The sequence below is a fragment of the Sporosarcina luteola genome (genome assembly GCF_023715585.1).
GTDB lineage: Bacteria > Bacillota > Bacilli > Bacillales_A > Planococcaceae > Sporosarcina > Sporosarcina luteola_D.
Window position 1 is genome coordinate 197,136 of sequence record NZ_JAMBOK010000004.1, and the last position, 22,790, is coordinate 219,925.

General features: G+C 43.5%; 20 protein-coding genes. 13 read left to right on the forward strand and 7 right to left on the reverse strand.

Annotated elements, in window-relative coordinates:
- The first annotated feature begins 118 nt into the window (after nucleotides 1–118).
- On the forward strand, nucleotides 119–679 hold the full coding sequence (locus tag M3193_RS15185) for a DUF5366 family protein (RefSeq protein ID WP_251629390.1): 561 nt from the start codon (nucleotides 119–121) through the stop codon (nucleotides 677–679).
- Nucleotides 680–742: 63 nt separating this feature from the next.
- On the opposite strand, the gene M3193_RS15190 is transcribed toward M3193_RS15185, so the two are convergent.
- Nucleotides 743–2,602 carry a transglycosylase domain-containing protein gene (locus tag M3193_RS15190; protein ID WP_251629392.1) on the reverse strand — a complete coding sequence of 620 codons (1,860 nt, stop codon included), beginning with the start codon at nucleotides 2,600–2,602 and terminating at the stop codon, nucleotides 743–745.
- A gap of 60 nt (nucleotides 2,603–2,662) precedes the next feature.
- Nucleotides 2,663–3,895: an MFS transporter gene (locus M3193_RS15195; RefSeq protein ID WP_251629394.1), complete on the reverse strand. Its 1,233-nt coding sequence runs from the start codon at nucleotides 3,893–3,895 to the stop codon at nucleotides 2,663–2,665.
- A gap of 266 nt (nucleotides 3,896–4,161) precedes the next feature.
- Here M3193_RS15195 and M3193_RS15200 point away from each other — a divergent pair, with 266 nt between their 5' ends.
- A complete protein-coding gene (locus tag M3193_RS15200) occupies nucleotides 4,162–4,953 on the forward strand; it encodes a peptidylprolyl isomerase (protein ID WP_251629396.1) in 792 nt (263 codons plus the stop codon).
- A 23-nt stretch (nucleotides 4,954–4,976) separates the two neighbouring features.
- A complete protein-coding gene (locus M3193_RS15205; protein WP_251629398.1) occupies nucleotides 4,977–5,189 on the forward strand; it encodes a hypothetical protein in 213 nt (70 codons plus the stop codon).
- 219 nt (nucleotides 5,190–5,408) lie between these two features.
- Here the strand turns inward: M3193_RS15205 and M3193_RS15210 are convergent, their stop codons facing one another.
- Nucleotides 5,409–6,581 carry a MalY/PatB family protein gene (locus tag M3193_RS15210; RefSeq protein WP_251629400.1) on the reverse strand — a complete coding sequence of 391 codons (1,173 nt, stop codon included), beginning with the start codon at nucleotides 6,579–6,581 and terminating at the stop codon, nucleotides 5,409–5,411.
- Nucleotides 6,582–6,664: 83 nt separating this feature from the next.
- Between M3193_RS15210 and M3193_RS15215 the strand changes: the two genes are divergently transcribed.
- The 5 genes from M3193_RS15215 to yugI all read left to right on the forward strand — a co-directional run bounded on the left by M3193_RS15215 (nucleotide 6,665) and on the right by yugI (nucleotide 12,093).
- Complete coding sequence (locus M3193_RS15215) at nucleotides 6,665–6,925, forward strand: DUF1871 family protein (protein WP_251629402.1); 261 nt, start codon at nucleotides 6,665–6,667, stop codon at nucleotides 6,923–6,925.
- Nucleotides 6,926–7,030: 105 nt separating this feature from the next.
- Complete coding sequence (locus tag M3193_RS15220) at nucleotides 7,031–7,585, forward strand: RNA polymerase sigma factor (protein ID WP_251629404.1); 555 nt, start codon at nucleotides 7,031–7,033, stop codon at nucleotides 7,583–7,585.
- On the forward strand, nucleotides 7,575–9,764 hold the full coding sequence (locus tag M3193_RS15225) for a hypothetical protein (RefSeq protein ID WP_251629406.1): 2,190 nt from the start codon (nucleotides 7,575–7,577) through the stop codon (nucleotides 9,762–9,764). The genes M3193_RS15220 and M3193_RS15225 overlap by 11 nt, the downstream gene beginning before the upstream one ends.
- A gap of 349 nt (nucleotides 9,765–10,113) precedes the next feature.
- Complete coding sequence (locus M3193_RS15230; protein WP_251629408.1) at nucleotides 10,114–11,607, forward strand: sigma factor-like helix-turn-helix DNA-binding protein; 1,494 nt, start codon at nucleotides 10,114–10,116, stop codon at nucleotides 11,605–11,607.
- Between the two features lie 111 nt (nucleotides 11,608–11,718).
- On the forward strand, nucleotides 11,719–12,093 hold the full coding sequence (yugI, locus tag M3193_RS15235; protein ID WP_251629410.1) for a S1 domain-containing post-transcriptional regulator GSP13: 375 nt from the start codon (nucleotides 11,719–11,721) through the stop codon (nucleotides 12,091–12,093).
- A gap of 219 nt (nucleotides 12,094–12,312) precedes the next feature.
- On the opposite strand, the gene M3193_RS15240 is transcribed toward yugI, so the two are convergent.
- Nucleotides 12,313–13,626 (reverse strand): sigma 54-interacting transcriptional regulator, encoded by a 1,314-nt coding sequence (locus M3193_RS15240; protein WP_251629412.1) that lies wholly within the window; start codon nucleotides 13,624–13,626, stop codon nucleotides 12,313–12,315.
- A 142-nt stretch (nucleotides 13,627–13,768) separates the two neighbouring features.
- Between M3193_RS15240 and pruA the strand changes: the two genes are divergently transcribed.
- From pruA to M3193_RS15255, 3 genes are all read left to right on the forward strand, one after another.
- On the forward strand, nucleotides 13,769–15,313 hold the full coding sequence (pruA, locus tag M3193_RS15245) for an L-glutamate gamma-semialdehyde dehydrogenase (RefSeq protein ID WP_251629414.1): 1,545 nt from the start codon (nucleotides 13,769–13,771) through the stop codon (nucleotides 15,311–15,313).
- Nucleotides 15,314–15,566: 253 nt separating this feature from the next.
- On the forward strand, nucleotides 15,567–16,760 hold the full coding sequence (locus M3193_RS15250; RefSeq protein ID WP_251629416.1) for an ornithine--oxo-acid transaminase: 1,194 nt from the start codon (nucleotides 15,567–15,569) through the stop codon (nucleotides 16,758–16,760).
- An 87-nt stretch (nucleotides 16,761–16,847) separates the two neighbouring features.
- Nucleotides 16,848–18,092 (forward strand): Glu/Leu/Phe/Val family dehydrogenase, encoded by a 1,245-nt coding sequence (locus M3193_RS15255; RefSeq protein WP_251629418.1) that lies wholly within the window; start codon nucleotides 16,848–16,850, stop codon nucleotides 18,090–18,092.
- 50 nt (nucleotides 18,093–18,142) lie between these two features.
- Here M3193_RS15255 and M3193_RS15260 read toward each other — a convergent pair whose 3' ends face one another.
- Nucleotides 18,143–18,379, reverse strand: a complete 237-nt coding sequence (locus M3193_RS15260; RefSeq protein ID WP_251629419.1) for a DUF378 domain-containing protein — start codon at nucleotides 18,377–18,379, stop codon at nucleotides 18,143–18,145.
- A gap of 103 nt (nucleotides 18,380–18,482) precedes the next feature.
- Between M3193_RS15260 and M3193_RS15265 the strand changes: the two genes are divergently transcribed.
- The gene (locus M3193_RS15265) at nucleotides 18,483–19,649 is read left to right on the forward strand and encodes an iron-containing alcohol dehydrogenase (RefSeq protein WP_251629422.1); all 1,167 of its coding nucleotides are present in this window, start codon (nucleotides 18,483–18,485) and stop codon (nucleotides 19,647–19,649) included.
- A gap of 37 nt (nucleotides 19,650–19,686) precedes the next feature.
- Here M3193_RS15265 and M3193_RS15270 read toward each other — a convergent pair whose 3' ends face one another.
- Complete coding sequence (locus M3193_RS15270) at nucleotides 19,687–20,697, reverse strand: cation diffusion facilitator family transporter (RefSeq protein ID WP_251629424.1); 1,011 nt, start codon at nucleotides 20,695–20,697, stop codon at nucleotides 19,687–19,689.
- Between the two features lie 16 nt (nucleotides 20,698–20,713).
- Complete coding sequence (locus M3193_RS15275) at nucleotides 20,714–21,436, reverse strand: MgtC/SapB family protein (protein ID WP_251629426.1); 723 nt, start codon at nucleotides 21,434–21,436, stop codon at nucleotides 20,714–20,716.
- A gap of 117 nt (nucleotides 21,437–21,553) precedes the next feature.
- Between M3193_RS15275 and M3193_RS15280 the strand changes: the two genes are divergently transcribed.
- Nucleotides 21,554–22,456 carry a DMT family transporter gene (locus M3193_RS15280; protein ID WP_251629429.1) on the forward strand — a complete coding sequence of 301 codons (903 nt, stop codon included), beginning with the start codon at nucleotides 21,554–21,556 and terminating at the stop codon, nucleotides 22,454–22,456.
- Nucleotides 22,457–22,790 lie beyond the last annotated feature (334 nt).

Sequence of the window (22,790 nt, forward strand, 5' to 3'; positions counted from 1 at the left end):
TAAAGTATAACGTAAATTGCAAGGGCTTGCATAGGGAACAATTAGACAATCGTTGCGAAATCGGTTTCCCTTCCTATATTATAGGGAAAGGTAAAATATTTTCGTTCGGGGTGTCAAATTGAGAAATCCTTATCTTTATGGCTATATGCCGTTTTTGACGATTATTCTTTTCAGTTTAACGTTCGGTGTTTATATGGTCGGGGCATCGATCGTTTTCTTCAGCCAGATCGGGCTATATGCAGGCATGCGGGAGTTTTTGACGGATACACAGCTGCGCCTTTTTCTACTAGTCATCTATTCGCTTGCTTTTTTTATGATTTTTTCGGCGTTGAAGCTTATTGCGGAAACAATTCATGAAACGGCGATGTTGTTCTTTTCGATTGATGCAGTAGGGGAGTCGTATAGTGAAGCGAAGAGCGGCAATCTCATCTATTTTATCGGTGCTCTCGCTTCGGTAGGCGGGATCCAGTCGGTGAAGATTCTTGTAGCGGTTTTCCTGTTGACGACATTTGTCTATTTTATCTTTACGATGTTCAAGTTGAGCAAGTTCATGACGGTGCCAAGTATGGTTGGTTTGTTGGTTTTTGAAATCCTTGTTTGGGGCGTCTTTTTGACTGGTATTATTTACATAGTATTGAAGCTTTATAACGGTGTTCTTGCCAGTCTTCCGGTAGTATAATTTAATGTTCGTATTTAAAAAGTCGTTGAAATGACCATTAGGCATGGCGTTTCAACGACTTTCTCATTTTGGAATATATAATAATTCATTAAAAGCCCGCAGATGGATTTTCTGGTTGCTTAGGTGTTGGATGGAGGCGGGTTTGTCGTATCCGATCCAAACTGCTGTTGTGTACTTTTCGTTCATTCCTGCAACCCACAAGTCTTTGTAATGGTCTGTCGTTCCTGTTTTTGCGCCAGTATATGTTGTCGTATAGCGGATTCCTTTTCCTGTCCCGTTCAATACGACGTCTTCCATTAACTTGCGGACTGTTGCTACGGTCGAAGGAGACCAGGTTCTCACCGGTTCGTTATTCCATTCGTATAGCGCATTCCCTTCATTGTCCTTCACAGCTCTGATTGCATGGGGAGGAGAATACATGCCATCGATGAAACTGGAATATGCGGAAGCGAGTTCGAGAGGTGTCACTCCTCTATGGAATCCTCCGAGGGCGGCGGGGTAGGTGAAATCCTCTTCGGTTATATTTTTGAAACGGAAGATTTTCAAGTGATTAAAAGCCTCTTCAATCCCCACTTTACGAAACAAACGCACTGCCGCTGTATTATGACTATGCTGGAAAGCTTCCTTCACGGTCGTCATTCCGAAGGTATAGCCGCCAATATTCGTAGGGCAGTATGAACCAATGCAAATATTACTGCTGTCAATTGGTGTATTCTCATTGAATGGTCCGCTTTCAAGATAAGGTGCATAGACAAGCAATGGCTTTATTGCAGAGCCGGGCTGCCTTACAGCCTGGTAGGACCTGTTGAAGTCCCCTTTGCGAAACCCTTTTCCTCCATAGATGCTCACGATTTCTCTTTTGTTATTCTCAATAACGGCTGCCCCTGCTTGGAGATTTTTCATTTTCAATAGGGAAGACAGGTAGGTTTCATTATGTTTTTGCTTATTGGGATCAAGCGCCGTATCAATTTGAATTCCGTCCGCAATCACATCCGCAGTCCGTTTTTTCAGAGCTGCGATATGCAATTGTCTTTCACTTTGTGTTGTTGAAGCTGCGATTGATGCCGTGAACCCTTCCGAATGACCGATCAATTCCTCCAGCTCGGCTAATACGTATGAGCTATACATGTTGAAATCATTTGCCTTTGCCTTCACATTCAAGAGGATCTTTTCCTTCTTCCACGTTTCGGATTCCTGTTCCGTAATGACGCCGTTCGTTGACAGAACGGATAGGAGAAGCTCTTGACGCTTTTTTGTTAGGTCGAAATGACGCAAAGGATCGTATTTGGAAGGATTGTTCGGGATTGCGGCAATGAATGCCATCTCCGCAGGATTCAGTTGATCAAGCGGACGATTGAAATAATAAGTGGCGGCGGATCCGATTCCATATACTTGATTGCCGAAAAACATTTCATTCAAATACATTTCGAGGATCTCATCTTTTGACGACTGTTTTTCAAGTTCAGCTGCGTAAAGCAATTCCTTGAATTTACGTTCATACGTCTTTTCTGTCGTCAGGAACCGCATCCTGACAACTTGCTGCGTAATGGTCGAGGCGCCCTGACTCCGATCTTCACTTCTCGCATTCACGGCGAAGGCACGAACGATTGCAGCGACATCATACCCTTTATGTTCGAAAAATCCTTGGTCCTCACTGATCAGGAATAGTTGCTGGATGAGATCGGGAATGGATTCCAATGGGAGCGGTTGTCTCCATTCCACATACTCCTCGGCAAATATCTTTCCGTTCCGATCAGTCATAGATATTGGGATGCTGTTGGAAGGCTCGGTAAGTTCAATCGTTTCACCGATTGTATTTTTCAGGACCTGCGATTCAGACCACTCTTTGGCAACGCCTTGCTGAATAATAAAGAGCAGTGGTATCATCATCAGGATTAGTAAATAACTCATTATTTTTTTCAAAATGCCCCCCCTTCCTATGAAAAAATAATAGCACATTTCCGGTCTGGAAATGTGCTGAATTTAAATTTTCGTTTGTCTGTTCTCCTCTGCCAGGAAATCTTCAAAGTCCTGTACGGGCTTTCTTTTTGCATAATATAGAAAACCAAATCCTAGTAGGAATAGGATGCCTGTCAAAATGAAAACGGACGAAATGCCGATGAAGCCGCTGACGATTCCGCCGAACATCGGACCGATAATATTTCCGAGGAAACGGAAGCTTGTATTATAACCCATCACTTCCCCTTGGATATGCACCGGAGCTTCCCTTCTAACGAGAGCAGTCGTAATCGGAATCATCCCGCCGATTGCAATCCCGAACAGAAGTCTGCAAATCATCAACTGCCAGATGGAAGTGACAAACGCCTGAGGAATGATGAAGATGAAGGACAGAAGAAGCAGAGCACCGAGCACTTTCTCATATCCGATATCATCCCCCATTTTGCCCCATTTCCGGGCAAACAGGAGATTTCCGACCCCGGCGGCACTGAACGTCAAACCCGCCAGAAATGCAACATTTTGCGATTCCGTTAGACTTGCCACGTAAAGTGAAAGAAGTGGCTGAATGCTGAAGTTCCCGATTTGTATCAATGCAGTAACGATCATGACATTCAACATTAATCGGTGATGAAGCAAGCCCCCGAGTATCGTTTTTCGTGAATAGTGGATCGCCTTTTCATTTTTCACTTTCTTTTGTTCCTTAATCCCGAATAACACGATCAGGGCTGCAACAACGACTGAAAGCGCAGTGATGATGAATGTATATTGGAAGCCGAATGCATCAGCCATCAGACCGCCTAATACAGGGCCAAATAGCGTTCCGGTCACACTTCCCATTTGCAGCGTTCCGAGCTTTTTGCCTGCTTCTTCCCTTGCTGTCTGGGATGAAACGAAAGCGAGGGAAGTCGGTATGAATCCGGTGACGACCCCATTGAATAACCGAAGGATGAAGAATGCTTCGACAGAATTGACAAATCCCATCAGAAAGACAGATGTCGCGATGCCGAAGCCATTAATAAGCAATATAGGTTTAAATCCGTACTTATCTGCAATCCGTCCCCAAATCGGCGACATGATCAATGCCGTTATGAACGTCGCCCCGAAAATCAATCCCGCCCATTTTTGGACATACGCCTCTGAATGATTTCCGAAGGTTTCTATGTATAAAGATAGGAACGGCATGATCATCGTCATCGTTCCTGCTACGAGGAAGTTTGCAAACCAGATGATTATGAAATTCCGTTTTTGTACATTCATGTCAGTGACCCGCTTTCATACGAGACGCCGATATTCTTTCAACTCGGCGACGCTTTGATTGGAAAACGCTTATCAGAATAGGGGTTCCCTTTGCTCACCGCAAGTAAACGTTTCTATAATTCATCCACATCTAGACACCGGATGGCGGTTAACTGCCATCCTACGCTTTTAATTATTATATGACAATTCGGTACCCGAAGGAAATTACATGCTTATCAATCGAAAAATAGAAATGGGTGTGGTAAACTGTTTCAGGGTGAAAGATTATGAAAAAGATGTCGCTATCTTTGCTGTCGATCGTTCTAGTATTGCTGCTTGCCGCTTGTGGTCAAGGTGATCATAAAGAGCAAGAAAAAGCAACAAATGGAACGTCGACTACACAAAGCGGAGACAAAGAGCAAGACCAGCACTCTGATGACAAATCATCAGACAAATCATCAGATGAAGCGACCAATGAGGAGGCCACGACAATGTATCCACAATTATCGAATGAAGTTGCAGCAAACGAAGCTCTTGTCGTCATGAATACGACAATGGGTCCGATTAAAATTAAACTATTTAAAGAAAAAGCGCCGAAAACAGTTGAGAACTTCTTGACACATGCAGAGAACGGTTATTATGACGGAATCATCTTCCACCGTGTCATTAAAGACTTTATGATCCAAGGCGGCGACCCGACCGGAACAGGAATGGGCGGGGAAAGCATCTACGGTGATTCGTTCGAGGATGAATTCACGATGGATCTCTTCAATCTTAGAGGGGCACTGTCGATGGCAAACGCTGGTCCGAACACAAACGGCAGCCAATTTTTCATCGTACAAGCTTCAACTGCTCCAGGAACAGCAGCCCAACTTACAAAAGGCGGCTGGCCTGAAGAAATCGCCAAAGCATATGAAGAGAAGGGTGGAACTCCTCACCTTGATCAGAAGCATACCGTTTTCGGTCAAGTGATCGAAGGAATGGATATTGTGGATAAGATTGCATCTGCTAAGACAGGAAGAGCAGACAAGCCGGTTGAAGAAATTTCAATCGAGTCGATTGAAATCATCCAGAAATAAGACAGGTTAGGAAGTGTACGTAAATGAACGTTTTGCTAATGCCGTTCCTTTACTTTCCAGAAGATAAGTCAGAATATATTCCAGCAGCAATCTCCTTTTTCTTTTTCATGATTCTGCTTGTGCTCACGTTTATGTGGATCAAGCGGACTTCGAAAAAGCAGGAAGAGGAAACACGTGAACTGGAAGAACGAATCTTGCGCGAACGCCGCGAAGCAAGAGAAAAACAAAATATCTAATAAAAAATGCATGATCCGATTTTATGGATCATGCATTTTTTTATGGTGGGAGCTCAAGAAGAATAGAGTCGCGCTCAAGAAGAGTGGAACCGCGCTCAAGAAAAGTGAATCGCGCTCAAGAAGAGTGGAACCGCGCTCAAGAGAGTAGCATCGCGCTTAAAACAAACGTGCACTCCAATAAAAAACGGAATCCTCTTAGGATCCCGTTTTCCGTCAATCTTACTCCATAGCTCTAATAAATCTCTTAACTCCATCTTCAACAATCAACCGTGGAGTCGCAACGTTCATGCGAAGGAATCCTTGGCCAGCTTCGCCGTACTTCGACCCAGGCTCGAGCGCAAGCTTCCCTTTATTCAAGAGACGATCCATCATCTCATCTTCAGAAAGCCCTGTTCCTCGGTAATCAATCCACAATAAGTACGTCGCTTGCGGTTTTTGAATCTGGATTCCAGGAACGGCCTCCGTTAATGTACTGATGACGTAATCCATATTGGATGAAACAGTCTCGAGCAAGTTTTCCAGCCATTCCTCACACTCCGTGAATGCGGAAATAAGGGCCGAAGCGGCAAATGCATTCAATTCCATTTGACCGTGAGCCAATGCGCTTTGATGCAATGCTTCTCGAAGGTCTTCCTCTTTTGTGATCATGACTGCAGCCTGTACACCCGCCAAGTTAAATGTCTTTGTCGGTGCGACACAAGTAATGACGCGTCCGCCTTCCTCTTCTGCTAACACCGCTAACGGAATATGCTTAAATCCGGGAAGGACAAGGTCTGCATGGATTTCATCGGATAGGATCAAAACATTATATTGTTTACATAGGCGAAGGATCGTACGCAATTCCTCTTCTGTCCAAACAACGCCCCCTGGGTTGTGCGGATGGCATAAGATGAATAGCTTTACATCTTGCTGCAGGCTTTTTTCAAAAGCATCGAAGTCGATCGAGTAGTTGCCGTTTTCTTCGCGTAGTCTGCACTCAACAATATTCCGCTTTTGATGCCCTGGCACATTGAAGAATGGGGGATACACTGGCGATGTGATTAAAATATTATCGCCGGCACTTGTGAACGTCTCCACAACTGTAGCGATTGCAGGAACGACGCCATGATGGAAGAGCATCCAATCGTTTTCAGTTTCCCATCCGTGGCGTGATGAAAGCCAAGTCCTGACAGAGTCTTTACACTTTGCACATATATATGAATAGCCGAAAACACCGTGATCCAGACGTTCCTGCATGGCTGCAATAATAGGCTGAGGTGCCTTAAAATCCATATCAGCAATCCACATCGGCAAGACTTCTGAAGCGTCTTCCAAGCCATAAATGGCTTCCATATTGCCCCATTTCACGGAACGGGTATTTTTTCGATCAATAACTAGTTCGAATTCTTTCATGCGAATATCCCTCATTTCCTTTTTTCTTTTCCTTTACTATGCTATCATAAATGCAATAAAAGAAAAAAATAAGGTGACTTATCGTGCAAACAATCGAAATGAATAAAAAAGCAATCTTGCTGCTCGAAGAATGGGATCCTTTTAATGTCGGCAGAAAGGCATATGAACTTGAAATTGCAGATGTTGTTGCAGAGCTGCAAGTTCTTGATCATCCGACCGATCTTGCAAAACGGATCCGTGAGATCTATGAACATTCTTATGAACTCTGGATTCCGATAGAGAAATGCATGCAAATAGCTTATAAGTTAGTAGCGATAAAATACGAAGCAAAATGTATAGTCTAATATAATTCCGCATCTACGAAAATGTAGATGCGGTTTTTTCATCTGAAACAAAAACCGTTTATCTCTCGTATCATCTACAGAGGGGATAGGAAGTGAGGGGGCATTATGGAAGAGGCTGATTTGATCACACGTGCGCAAAACGGGGAAAGAGAGGCATTTGCGCAATTGATGTATCTGCACTATAGGACTGTCGAGAAGTTCGCGTACCAATGCGGCGTACGCCTCGATGATGTTTCGGATGTGACACAGGAAGTGTTCATAAAACTTTATCGATTCCTGCCGCAATTCAACCAACAGAGGTTCACGACTTGGTTATATAAGATTACGTTAAATACAGCTCGAGATTATTACCGGAAAGAGGGTAGGGAGACTGCGAAAAAAGAGCGGATGAACAAAGCCGGTCAAGCATTATCCCAACAATCTACCGAATCCCAAGTACTCCTTTTTGAAGAAGACCGTGCATTACATGAAGCGATCTTGCAACTGGATGAAAAGTATAGGCTTCCCCTTATCTTGTTTTATTTTCAAGACTTGACGTATCAGCAAATTGCAGATGTATTGAACATTACATTGGCGGCAGTGAAAACCCGTATTTTCAGAGCGAAGGAAGGCTTGAAAAAAGTGATGGATGTGAAGGGAGGGGTAACACATGGCCAATGACAATTTTGAGAAACGGATGGAGTTTTTGAAAAAGTCGTATGAACGTGTTCCCACCTCATTTGACCAGGAAGAAGTATTTCGGAAGATTGATGAGGAAGCCAGCTCCCGTAAGAATGAACAGAAAAAGCCGACCAACCATGGAGTGAGGCAGCAAATCACAGTTTGGGCGATGAGCCTTGCGAGCATTTTTATTATCGGGCTTATTGGAACCGGATTTATTCTTGAACAGAAGCAGAAATCCGAAGAGGAAAATATCGAATCTACAGTGACTGATCAATTAATTCAGGATCTATTTAAGCAATATCAGGAAGAACGTGAAAATCGCCGTGAACTGCTAAAGTTAGATGAAGTCTATTATAAACATTATGCGGGTCGTGCAGATTCAACGATGAATTTATTGAAAAATGAAAGCTTCTTGGAAATGGTAAGGGATGGAAAACACCGGACTGACCTCCAGGAGATTTATACTCAAGCAATAGAAGAATTGAAGCTTCCTTCCGAAATGCTTGTGGACTTAAAGTACAATAATCTAGCTGAAGATGAAAAAGGCAGTATTCAATTTTTAGCAGATTACCGCGAAAAGATCCAGATGCTCATTGAAATTTACAATCAAATAATAAAAGAGAACAAAGAGGCTGTAACCGCATATGAAGTTGATCATTCTGTCGATAAGGCCGAAATTATGATGCTGAGTACCAAAGGTTTTCCGGAGCCGCTACAGAATATTATCGGTACAATGCGTGAACAGTCAATCCGACTGTATACCGAGAAATATTCAGGGGAAATAAAGACAAGATATTTTAACCACTTTATTTATAAAGACTTAGATTCACAGTTGCACCCAAATACGAATGCTTATACCACGATGATTATACAAGAACCCTACATGTACGGACCCATTCTTGAATACCCTGTGCTCCAGTCGAGCTCGGCCGTTACCGGTATGGAATATACTCTCCTGGAAGGGGAACAGAATTCAAGTTTATATCCGGTGTTAAAATCTTATTACATTACATTGTTCAATGAAATTATGAAAGGCAGCGAATACACGAAAATATTTGATGCGGACGGTGTACTACTCCCCGAATACCAAGAGGCATGGAGGAATATGGCGGGAGGGGGAGAGGCAACTCCATTGCGGTACATTCTGAATCCGATTATCAAAGAGATGGAGGCTTCCGGCTGGCAAAAATCGGCGAGTTGGGAGGCGCTAAGCTATTATGATTTAGAGGAAGCGCTTGTCCTGTACCGGGAAGGAGTACTTGAGGAATATATGTATGGAGAACGACCGGATTTTCAGGATGTTACCATTCAACTGCCGAATGATTCATTCGAAAAGGAAGTTCAAGCATTATATACCGATTTCAAAAAGACATACTCCAAGTCCATTTTGAAAGGCGTCTCGCCTGTTCACGTTCTCGGAGTATTCGATTACGCCAACGAAATGGATGATCCTCGAACAATGTATTATTTGTTCAATGAAAATACATTGAAGCACAACGAATCCGGAATTGATTATACGGTAGATTATTACGTTGATAATTGGCGTAAAGGACTCCCGTTCCTCCGCAATGCAACGAAGGTTGAATTCTACAAAGAGAAGGCTTATCGCCATGAATTGTCGTTCTACACAACTCTTGAATTTACAGGGGTCGAACGTGCTGTGCCAATGGTTTATAGTGAAAAAGGAATTTGGGAATTGGGGACGCTGTGGATGGATAGATTGCCTAAGTACCATATGAGCCCCGAAATGGATTTCCAAGATGAACTAATGAGTATGAGTGCTTTTCACTACGAAGGATTAATTGGCCAAGACCGTGTTGACAGCTACTTGAGATATAGTCAGCCTTTGGAGGTGCTGGGCTTGTACTTCTATGCAGGCAGCAAAGATTTCTATGAAATACAATATGAGTTATTCTATCAAGGCGAAGGATCGGAAGCTGTCGATAAGGAAACCTATTTAAAAAAGCCCGAAAAATACTTTTTACCCTATGATGACAAAATGTATAAGAAAGCCTCCTTTCAAGGCCAAGAGCAAGACAAAGACGGAAACTGGCCTGGCATGGCAACACTTACAGTCGACACGGATTTATATCCAGACCTACCGTCCGAAAGGAAATTCCACATGTATTGGACGGAAGACGGTTGGAGGGTGAAATTTAATCCGTTCGAGCAATAAGGAAAGTTTAAAAGAGGAAAGACTGCCGAAATTCGGCAGTCTTTTTTCTGTCTATTTGGTATAGTTGAAGTAGATTCAGTTTTGCAACGGAAAGTGGGGGATGAGGTTGGAATATCTAGAGAAAAGTATCCTTCAAGGGGATCGAGAAGCATTTAAAGAATGGATGGAATTGCACATACGAGCTATCGAACGGCTAGCAGTGCAATATGGAATGAGGCCGCAGGACGCTGGGAAATTGGCGGAATCGATATTCGGGAATTTATATAATGAACTTGGTCAACTTACTGAAGAGCAACTTGAAGAGAAGGCGCTATTCAGAACTTCCATACAAAGCATGAAGGAACTTAAAGTGCAAACTTCTGAAACGGGATTGTTTCCATTCGAAGAAGACAATGAATTGCATGCACATCTAATCGATTTGCCGATTGAAGAGAGAATCGCCTTTATTCTATCCAGCTTCCATGGAAAATCCAATGAGGATATTGCTTGGATCATGGAAACGCATCTGGAAAATGTGCAAGTATTGCTCAGCAGCTCACGAGCAAAGATGGACAGAACTGATATCGAAAAAAGGTTGGAGTTTCTTAATAGCTCATTCCATCGTCTGCGGCCTTCTTATAATGAAAGGAATATATATTATTCTACACCTAAAGAAGATTTGAACATCAATGAACCGGTCAAAATAGTCAGCCGGCAAAGAAAGCCTTTTCTACTCTGGTTCGTTGGAGTTGCTATGCTTGTGCTCCTTTTATCAGTCACTGTACTCAGAAGTGATGCATATCAGCAATCCTCTGCGGAAAAATTTATTGAAAAAAAGAGGATTTCATTCCAGCAAGAACTGGACGAACGTTTTGATTTGATCGGGTTGCCAGAGCCAGATGAGTACGAAGCAGAAAATTATGTTCATTATAGCAATGGAACTCAGATGAAACAGGAAATATACAGCAAAAATGCAAAGTGGGAGTTCTACAGCCTTATTCGTGATTTGGAGGATCAGGTGAAAGTGAAAGGAAAGATTGATAAAAAGGAAGCGAGCAAACGCTACAATAGTTTGATTCGTGAATTGAGATTGCCGTCTGAGATGTTGGAGCAGCTAAAAAAAGATTCATTGGCGGATGATCGTAAAGAAAGCATGGAATTTATAAAAGAATTTTACGATAAACATAATTACTTTAGGGGTGCCTATATGAGAGTTTTTATAGATCATGCTGAACTTATTTGGGGATCTGAATTGTTCAGCGGGGGTATGGTGGATATCGAAGAATTTATTGCGAAAAAACCCGAATTTCCAATTGAACTGCAAAAAGCAATTGATGGAATGGAAACGCAGTTTTTTTCGTTAACAGCCATTAAAGATTTTGAGCCTCTTACCTTGAAATATGAAGATCCGCAAGTGAGAGAGACATTGAAAGAAAACCTTCATCCTGATATGGAAGTTTATATATCCTTGTTAATGGATAGCTCAATTATTTATTTTGATTCGTATGCTGAACAATTGGAAAAGCTTCTTGAACTTGAAAAACAATTGCCTAAGATGCTGGAAAGCGATCCAATTGTAAATGACTTTGACGATCGCTACATTTGGTTACTTTATTTCATGGCGGGTCTCGCTGATGCAAATGGAATTTATGAAAGCGATTATGTAGTCAAGAAAGAAATAAGAGAGAAATGGAGACAGATTGCTTCTATAGGGGAGAAATCTCCTGCTGCAAACGTCATGCAAGAAATTATAGGTGAAATGGAAGCTTCCAATTGGAAATCTTCGCACGAAAATGAAATTTATTCAGAATTTCCTAATCGAGTTGGTAGCAAGCTAAAGGAAGCAAGAAATAGAAATGAGTGAATCTTTACAATTTATCCGTCAAATCTTTTGATTGGAAAGGGCTCACTATGGTATAATTGCGGATGGCCGTATAGGCAGATTCGATACCAAAAAGATTGGGAGCTGTTTCACATGGGTAAAAAATACGAAGTGGGGGAAGAGTTGACTGGCAAGGTGACAGGCATCCAGCCATATGGAGCATTTGTCGCACTTGATGAAGAAACGCAAGGTCTCGTCCATATTTCAGAAATCACATATGGGTTTGTCAGAGATATCAATGACTATCTAGCTGTAGGCGATGAAGTAAAAGTGAAAGTGTTGGAGGTCGATCGTAATGCAGGAAAGATCAGCCTTTCCATCCGTTCACTTCAAGAAGCGCCAAACAACCACCAAAAACCAGGCCGTCCCCGTAAATCGCTGCAAGATAAAGTAAAAGAGCAGGATGCGGAAGGCTTCAATTCATTAAAAGACAAATTGAAAGACTGGATCGATCGATCGGGGTACTAAAAGAAAAGCGGAGAGTGGCGGTTAGTAGAAGTTCGGAGTCTAAGTTCGCCGCGTCCTGCGGCAACGACTCCATGACCGGCATCATGCCGGCCTCAGGCATAAGACGAAGATGCGAAGTGGCGGTTTTTGCCACACAGCGGCTTTGGCTTATGACCCGAGAGTCTGCCACTCGGAGCTAGACGTGAAAAACACAAAAAAACGGGAGAAGGCATTTTGAGCCTATCTCCCGTTTTTTAATTTCTTCAATCGATATTGAAGGTTCTGCCTGCTCATGCCAAGTGCATTTGCCGTTTTCGTTATATTGTCGTCGTGAAGCTTCATCGCCTTCTGTAAATAATACTCTTCCGCTTCCTTTAAATAGCGATCGAGCGGAAGAAGCCCCTTTTCGGGATTCACGATGAAATCGACTGCCTGTGTAGGTGTATCGCCCATTCCGTCGCATTTCAACCGGAAATGAAGAGGCAGCATTTCATACGTGATTTCCGTCTCGGTAGTGGCGAGGGAAGAGATTTCATCAAGAAGAAATTCAAGCTCCCGCATATTCCCTGGCCAATTATAGCGAAGGAATAAGTCTTCCACTTCCTTTGTGATTCCGGAGAGGGAAGTTCCGAACCTTTCCTGCCGTCTGGCAAAATAGGTCGTTACAAACGGTACAATATCTTCTTTTCGTTTCCTTAACGGGGATATCCGTATTGTGAAAGAAGCGAAGAAATAATAGAGATCCTTCAAAAGAATTCCTTTGGCAATCAATTCGACAGGGTCCTCACCGATGCTTGCAATGAATTGGCGGTCGGCAGTAGTGGATCTTTTTAAGTAAGTAAAGAGTTTCTGCTGAAGGGAAATGGATAATAAATCGATACGTTCACAGAATAACGTGAACGGTTCCGAAATCTTCAAGTCATCGTCAAGCCGATCGATAAGTTCTGCATCCGATTGGTGACAATGTAGCGTAAGAAAGCGGCCGTTTGCAGGTGACGTTTCATAATGAATGCTCTCAGCCAATAAATCTTTTCCTGTACCTGACTCGCCGATAAGGAGGACAGGCAATTTTGCACTAGATGCTTTGCGGGCTGTCGATATGACTGTCTTCATTTCATCCGAAGCAGCGACAATCTTGTTGAATGTTACCGGATCGCTGTTTTTCCGCAATGGGTGCAGGATGAACCTTTCAAGTGCAGTGACATCCCTAGCAATCTCCACCGCTCCGACGAGCTCACCTTCATGGAATACAGGATAGGTATCATTGATTGTCGTAATTTCATGCCCTTTCCGATTCCAATACGTCTGCTTCACATTCAGCTGCTCCATGCCGCTTTGCAGCACTTTCAATAAAGTGCTCTCTTCCTGATCGAAGTTGAATAACTCCAGGATGGAGCGGTCGCCGACTTCTTCGAGTTCCAATCCTTCTATCGCTTTCATCTTATCGTTATAGATAACGGTTCTGCCGGAATGATCCACTGCATGGATCCCGACACCGGCTCGATTCACTGCGAATTCATATAAGGGAAAAAGGTTCTTTTCAGTTTTATTCACGAATCAACACCGTCCGTTTACTTTTTTTTTGCAAAATAAACAAAAACACTTGAATTATGCAACAATCTCTTGCATTATTATATATGGAACTATCGATTAAATGCAAATATATTTTGCGGCTAACTATCTGAGGAGGAGTAACATGATCCCATACAAACACGAACCATTCACAGACTTTACACAAGCTGAAAACAAAAAAGCATATGAGGAAGCTTTGAAAACCGTCGAAGGCTATCTTGGTCAAGACTATCCGTTGATCATCGGCGGCGAACGTATTATGACAGAAGACAAACTCGTTTCGACGAACCCTGCAAATAAAGAAGAAGTGATCGGACGCGTTTCAAAGGCGAGCCGTGATCTTGCTGAGAAAGCGATGAACGTTGCTGACGAAACATTCAAAACGTGGAGCAAAGTGAAGCCGGAATTCCGTGCAGATGTATTGTTCAAAGCTGCAGCGATTATTCGTCGCCGTAAACATGAGTTTTCAGCGCTTTTGACTAAGGAAGCGGGTAAGCCATGGAACGAAGCGGACGCAGATACAGCGGAAGCGATCGACTTCCTGGAATACTACGCACGTCAAATGCTTACATTGAAAAACGGCATGCCGGTTGAAAGCCGTCCTGGTGAATTCAACCGATTCGATTACATCCCACTAGGAGTCGGTGTCGTCATTTCCCCTTGGAATTTTGCATTGGCAATTATGGCAGGTACAACAGTAGCTGCATTGGTTACAGGGAACACAGTTTTATTGAAGCCTGCATCCACAACGACTGTCGTTGCATATAAATTCATGGAAGTGCTCGAAGAAGCGGGAATGCCTGCTGGAGTTGTCAACTACATCCCAGGTTCAGGTGCTGAAGTCGGCGACTACCTCGTTGACCACCCAAGAACACGTTTTGTTTCCTTCACAGGTTCACGTGAAATCGGAACGCGTATTTACGAGCGTGCTGCAAAAGTGAATGAAGGCCAAATCTGGTTGAAGCGTGTCATCGCTGAAATGGGCGGTAAAGATACAATCGTTGTAGACAACAATGCAGATCTTGAATTGGCGGCTCAATCAATCGTCAAGTCAGCATTCGGTTTCAGCGGACAGAAATGTTCTGCTTGTTCACGCGCGGTTATCCATGAAGATGTGTATGATCAAGTCGTTGCACGCGTTGAGGAATTGACAAAGGAATTGACGTACGGAGATCCTACGGACCAATCCAATTTTGCTGGGCCGGTTATCGACCAAGGCTCATTTGATAAAATCATGAGCTACATTGAAATCGGAAAAGAAGAAGGACGTCTTGTTGCAGGTGGAGAAGGGGACAGCTCAAAAGGCTTCTTCGTCGCGCCGACTGTATTTGCAGATGTTGATCCGAAAGCGCGCATCATGCAGGAAGAAATCTTCGGACCTGTTGTTGCAATTACAAAAGCGAAAAGCTTTGATGAGGCAATTGAAATTGCAAACAATACAGATTATGGCTTGACTGGCGCAGTCATCACGAATAACCGTGAGCATATCGAACAGGCGCGTCAAGATTTCCACGTAGGGAACTTGTACTTCAACCGCGGCTGCACAGGCGCTATCGTCGGCTACCAGCCATTCGGCGGATTCAATATGTCCGGTACCGATTCCAAAGCGGGCGGACCAGACTACTTGCAATTACACATGCAAGGTAAAACAACTTCTGAAACTCTTTAAAGCGTAGGGCGCCTGCCTAGCAGAGGTTCGCAGTCTAAGGTCGCCACTTCCTGTGGCAACGACTGCATGACCGGCTTCCTGCCGGCCTCAGGCATAAGGCAAAGATATGAAGTGGCGTTTTTTGCCACATAGCAGCTTTGCCTTATGACCCCGAGCATCTGGCGCCTGAAGCTGGATAACACTTTAATTAATTGAAGGAAGCAGTTCCACCGAAACGGGCTGCTTCCAGCTACATACAATGGGAGGGAAATACATGTCGGTTTCTGAAAAGATCATTTCACAGACGAACAAATTTGGGGCGAACAACTACCATCCACTGCCAATCGTTATTTCTGAAGCGGAAGGTGTTTGGGTCAAGGATCCAGAGGGGAATAAATACATGGATATGCTTTCCGCGTATTCAGCAGTGAACCAAGGACACCGCCACCCGAGAATCATCCAGGCTTTGAAGGATCAGGCGGATAAGGTAACGTTGACTTCACGCGCATTCCACAACGACCAACTTGGCCCGTGGTATGAATTGATATGTAAACTATCCGGGAAAGATATGACATTGCCGATGAATACAGGGGCAGAGGCTGTTGAAACAGCTATTAAAGCAGCTCGTCGCTGGGCATATGACGTTAAAGGCGTTGAGGAGAACAAAGCAGAGATCATCGGTTGCAACGGGAATTTCCACGGTCGCACAATGACGGCGGTCTCACTTTCCTCCGAAGCGGAATATAAGCGCGGTTTCGGTCCGATGCTTCCAGGCATCAAGTTGGTGGATTTCGGTGATCTGAAAGCATTGGAAGAAGCGATCACTCCGAATACTGCAGCATTCATCATTGAGCCGATCCAAGGGGAAGCAGGGATTCTCATTCCGCCTGCAGGCTATATGAAAGCAGCGTACGAACTTTGTAAAAAACATAACGTCCTATTCATAGCCGATGAAATCCAGGCAGGTCTTTGCCGTACAGGTAAAATGTTCGCTTGTGAATGGGAAGGCTTCGAGCCTGATATGTACATTCTAGGGAAAGCATTAGGCGGCGGAGTGTTCCCGATTTCTTGCGTCGTAGCCAATAAAGATATTCTTGGCGTGTTCAATCCGGGTTCCCACGGGTCCACATTCGGTGGTAATCCAATGGCGTGTGCTGTCTCTATCGCTTCTTTGGAAGTTTTGCAGGATGAGAATCTAGCAGATAAATCACTTGAACTAGGGAATTACTTCATTGAACAATTGAAGGAAATCAACCATCCATCAATCAAAGAAGTGCGTGGACGCGGTCTGTTCATCGGCGTGGAACTTACGGAAGCGGCACGTCCATATTGCGAAGAGCTGAAGGAACTCGGTTTGCTGTGCAAAGAGACGCATGATACTGTCATCCGTTTCGCACCGCCTTTAATCATTTCAAAAGAAGAACTTGATTGGGCATTGGAAAAAATAAATAAAGTTTTTGCGAGTTAAATAAGTTTTACCCAAAATTCTCCCGGCGTATGGTACAATATGTGCGGTAGAAAAATACATTATGAAATCAAAGAGGCGAACTTTTACATGACTGAAAACCTGAATCTGTTTACGTCTACACAAGTTGTCATTAAGGAAGCACTTGATAAACTAGGCTATGATGAAGGAATGTACGATCTTCTGAAAGAACCAATCCGTATGGTGGAAGTTAGAATCCCTGTCCGCATGGATGACGGGAAAGTGAAAGTATTCACTGGTTTCCGCGGTCAACATAACGATGCGGTAGGTCCAACGAAAGGCGGCGTCCGTTTCCATCCGGCGGTTACTGCTGATGAAGTACGAGCGTTGTCAATGTGGATGACATTGAAAGCGGGAATTGTCGATTTGCCATATGGCGGCGGTAAAGGCGGAATCATCTGCGACCCGAGAGAAATGTCCATGGGTGAACTAGAGCGTTTGAGCCGTGGTTATGTACGTGCGTTGAGCCAGGTAATGGGGCCGACGAAGGATATTCCAGCACCGGACGTTTTCACGAATGCTCAAATCATGGCTTGGATGATGGATGAATATAGTAGAATTGATGAATTCAACTCTCCTGGTTTCATTACAGGCAAGCCGATTGTTCTTGGCGGTTCTCAAGGACGTGACCGTGCAACAGCTGAAGGGGTAACGATCATTATTAACGAAGCGGCGAAAAAACGTGGAATCGATATGAAAGGTGCACGGATTGTCATCCAAGGATTCGGAAATGCAGGAAGCTTCCTTTCCAAATTCCTTCATGATGCAGGAGCGAAAGTTATTGGAATTTCCGATGCTTACGGCGCACTTCATGATCCGGACGGATTGGACATCGACTATCTATTGGATCGTCGGGACAGCTTCGGAACGGTTACAACACTTTTCGATAACACGATTACGAATAGTGAACTATTGGAATTGGATTGTGATATCCTTGTTCCAGCAGCTATTGAAAATCAAATTACCGAAAAGAACGCTCATGACATTAAAGCGAAAATCGTTGTGGAAGCGGCAAATGGTCCGACAACTTCTGAAGCTACGAAAATTCTTACGGAGCGGGGAATCCTCCTTGTGCCTGACGTACTAGCGAGTGCTGGCGGCGTAACAGTTTCCTACTTCGAATGGGTTCAGAACAATATGGGTTATTACTGGACAGAAGAAGAAGTTCGCGAAAAAATGACGAAGAAAATGGTTGATGCGTTTGAAAACGTTTATAATGTTGCATCAACTAGAAATATAGACATGCGTCTAGCTGCATATATGATCGGAATCCGCAAAACTGCGGAAGCATCCAGATTCCGTGGCTGGGCATAACAAAAGCTAGATATGAGAAAGCATCTCCTGGTAAAACGGGAGATGCTTTTTTACACTTCTTCCGGCTCCGTTACATTGACGTGTTCCATCTTGGTCTCTTGAATCGTATCAAAAAGCAATCCTAACGAAATGAGTCCGGAAATCCCTACAATAATATAGAAGAAACGTGCAAACGGTTGAGCATGACCATCGGCAAATTGGGCGACTACATCATAACTGAACAGCCCGACAACCCCCCAATTCAATGCACCTATAATTGTAATGGCCAACGCTAGTTTTTGAACCATAATTTCACCTCCTCAGGATAGGTTTCCCAATCCAACCCGTTCCATACTTGCATCACTCAATTCATTCTTGGATAATATACAGTAGAAATAGGAGGTCATCTAAATGAAGGAATTTGTTTTTCGAAACCCTGTTAAATTGATTTTTGGCAAAAACTCCATTGAAAAGCTCGCAAAGGAACTATCGTCTTATGGCGATAGAATCCTGGTTGTATACGGTGGAGGGAGCATTAAAAAGAATGGCCTTTATGATGAGGTAATGGGAATCCTGAAAGAAGAGCAAAAGGAAGTGTTTGAACTTGCAGGCGTGGAGCCGAATCCACGTGTCAGCACCGCAAGGAAAGGGGCTGCACTTTGCAAAGAGCATAATATTGATTTCATATTGGCTGTCGGGGGCGGATCTGTCATTGATTGTACGAAATTAATTGCGACAGCTGCAAAATATGATGGCGACCCTTGGGATTTTGTCATTAAGAAAGATTCACCAACTGATGCAATTCCATTTGGGACGATTTTGACATTGGCGGCAACTGGTTCTGAAATGAATGCAGGCTCCGTAATTACAAATGAAGAAACAGAAGAGAAGTACGGGTGGGGAGGACCATTCAATTTCCCTAAATTCTCTATACTCGATCCGACTTATACGCTTTCCTTGCCGAAAGACCAAACCGTTTACGGCATTGTTGACATGATGTCACACATCTTTGAGCAGTATTTCCATAGTGCGGCGAACACACCGCTTCAGGACGAGTTATGTGAAGGGGCTTTGCGGGCAATCATGGAAGCGGGGAAAGAACTCGTTGATGATCTGCAGAATTATAAGTTGCGGGAAACAATCCTTTTAGGGGGCACTTGGGGATTGAATGGCTTTTTAGGCATGGGGAATAATGGAGGGGACTGGGGGACGCATGATATTGAACATGCCGTTTCAGCTGTTTATGACATTCCTCATGCAGGAGGGTTGGCTATTCTATTCCCGCATTGGATGAGACACACAGTAAAGCTTAATCCAGCTCGTTATGCAAGATTGGCCGTTAAAGTCTTTGGAGTAGATCCGGAAGGTAAAACGGATGAGGTTATAGCAAATGAGGGGATTGATAAATTGCGGGCGTATTGGACGGCTATTGGTGCACCGGAAAGATTAGCAGATTACGGCATCGATGACTCGAAAATCGATATCATGGCGAATAAAGCTGCGATTAATGGGCCTCTAGGCAGATACGCACAATTGAGCGAGGAAGAGGTTAAATCCATATTGGTGGCTTCGTTATAACAAAGAAAAGTAGAGGGGGGATTGCGTATCCCGCCCTCTACTTTTTATTTTTCGGCAGTTTTTTTCGTGTCTCTTCAGACATTGTCGTTTCATTCACTCCCTGCCAAGTTTTAATTCCATCATCTTCATCAAATGAAATTAGGGCTTCGCGAACCCCTTTTTGCTTTAATACCATAGCCATTAGCCTGTCCCTGACATCATCGATATACGCAACGGTCTGTGTCGGGTCCACCTCCGCAACCACTTCGACATGAAGGTATTCACCTTCTTTAATTACTTCTACTTTTTGAATGTCCTTGATGTCTGGATCCCTAGCGATGATTTTCGCAATATGGTTCAACATTTCTTCATCTGTTTCGCCGATCGCTCCTCTGGCATTCTCTAGGAACACCCTGCCGACGACGTAGAACATCATAATTCCGATCATCACGGATGCAATCCCTTCCGCTTGAAGGAATCCAGCAAAATGGGCAACCAATACCGCGACGAATGCCAATAAGCCACCTACAGTTGCCACCATGTCTTCCATGAAGACCAATTTAGTAGCAGGCTTGGCTTTATTCAAATGTGTTAAGCTGAAGAAGAATGCTTTCATTCCGGATAGATCATTACCGGTCTCATGCGCGATCTCCTTTGATGCCTTCAGTAGGACGTAGAACTCCAGTAAGGTTGCCAAGCCAAGGACACTTAAATTAATAACAAGTCCTTTTGTTTCGGTTGGATTCAATATATGATGCCAACCTTCCTTCACGGCTTCATATGACATGATGCCCACGATAATGACGGCGCCTAAACAGACTAGATTGACAACCCTTCCGAAACCATTTGGAAATTTCGGGGTTGGCGCCTTCTTGGACAAGGCGGAACCAATATATACAAAGAATTGGTTTGCCGCGTCTCCCAAAGAGTGGAGCATTTCCGCAAACATCGCAACGTTACCGGTTAGCATATAGGCAATTGCTTTGAGAATGGCAATACCGGCATTGACTATGCCTGCCAACAGTGACGGCTTATTGCCGTCCTTCAATAGACGTAAAATATCTCTCATATACATAAGCCTCCATTTAAGGGAAGATTTCTAATTCGACTGATTTAATATAAGGGAGTTCCGTCAGCTCGGTATATAATTGTGTAGTTCCCTTTTTGGGGAGCGCGCTAAGACGAAAATCGACTTCATGCTCTGAAGGCTTATCGTCAAAATGCAATTGGCGAATGCGTAAGTTTTCCACTTTCATATTTTCGTCATTCAAAATCCTGATGAGATCATCAATTTTACTTTTATCCGACACGATGACAATGCACGCTGACTCCTTCGAACGGATTCTTTTCGGTCCGAATTTCCCGAGAAGGGGTGCAATGACCTCAATGACAAAGAGGATGCTCAATACAGCAAACGCGGCTTCGATGTAAAAACCGGCGCCGACTGCAATTCCGATGCTGGCAGCTCCCCAGATCATGGCAGCTGTTGTTAGACCTGTAATGTTATCGTTATCTCTTCTTAAAATAGCACCTGCACCGAGGAAACCAATTCCACTGACGATTTGTGCAGCTAGTCGCAAGGGATCCATCGTTACATTAATATCATTCCTGGAAGGGACTAGATAAGCTGCTTCTATTGAGACGATTGTCAAAAGGCAACTAAAGGTAGATATGACTGCACTTGTTTTTAAACCGATTGGCTTCTTCTTTATTTCCCTCTCTACTCCGATAATTAAACTTAACCCTAAAGCAATTGCGATTTTAATTAATACTTCCGGATACATTGAATTATTTATGATCCATTCCATAGACTTTTCCCCCCACTATCATCATCTCGACACAGATATGCTATACTCTTTATATTGTCTTTAGCCTAAAAAGGTTACAAACTAACCTGTACTCCCTTTGAAAGAGAAGTGTGCATCTTGGAAAAACCTACAATTCATCCGTATATTCCTATCATCATAGGCGTCATATCCGTGGCGCTCTCAGCAATCTTCGTTAAACTCTCAACAGCTGATGCAGGCGTCATTGCATTCTATCGTATGTTGTTCACGGTTGTTCTCATGCTTCCGCTATTCCTCGCTAAATATAGGAAGGAAGTTTTTCTTCTCACGAAAAAAGACTGGATCTTCTCGGCGGTCGCAGGAGTTTTTCTAGCCTTTCATTTCATTCTATGGTTCGAATCGTTGAATTACACATCTGTAGCAAGCTCAACCGTACTCGTCACATTGCAACCGATTTTTGCTTTTGTCGGCACATATTTCTTCTTTAAGGAGAAGCTTTCATTTAAAACGATCTTGTCTGCAGTAATTGCAATCGCCGGCAGTGTCATCATCAGTTGGAGTGACTTCCAATTGAGTGGAACCGCTTTTTTCGGTGATATGCTTGCCTTAGCCGCTTGTGCGCTGATCACCGCATACTTGCTCTTCGGACAAGAAGTGCGTCAACGGCTGTCTCTCATTACGTATACGTTTCTTCTATACTCAATCAGTACAGTAACACTCTTTTTTTATGTCCTCATAAAGGGGGAGTCATTCGGTCCGTATTCAACGTCAAATTGGTTCTGGTTCTTCATGCTCGCACTCATCCCAAATCTGCTTGGGCACTCGTTATTCAATTGGGCGGTTAAATGGGTGAGCACAAACGTCATCTCAATCGCTATCCTTTTTGAACCAGTAGGCGCGTCGATTCTTGCTTTCTATATACTGCATGAAAAGCTTTCTGCAGCGCAGATAACCGGCGGAATCGTTGTCATAGCTGGCATTCTATTGTTTATTATCGATGTGAAAAAAATCCGCGATAAATTCTTTTTAAAAAAGGCTTGATTTTATATTAAGTTATGAGGTATAGTATTACTTGTCCTTAAGAGACAACAACGACAACAACATCTTCGAAAAAAAGATTTGAAAAAGTTGTTGACTCGAGGGTGACAACGTGTTATGATAGAGAAGTCGCTGTGAAAGACGGCGAATCAATGAACCTTGAAAACTGAACAGCAAAACGTCAACAAATAAAGTTCTGGAGCCGACCTCGTCGGTGAAAAGAACAAACGAATCTTCGGATTCAAATTGACATCTTAATTGATGCCAGCAAGAAACTCGAGCTACTCGAATTTCTCTATTATGGAGAGTTTGATCCTGGCTCAGGACGAACGCTGGC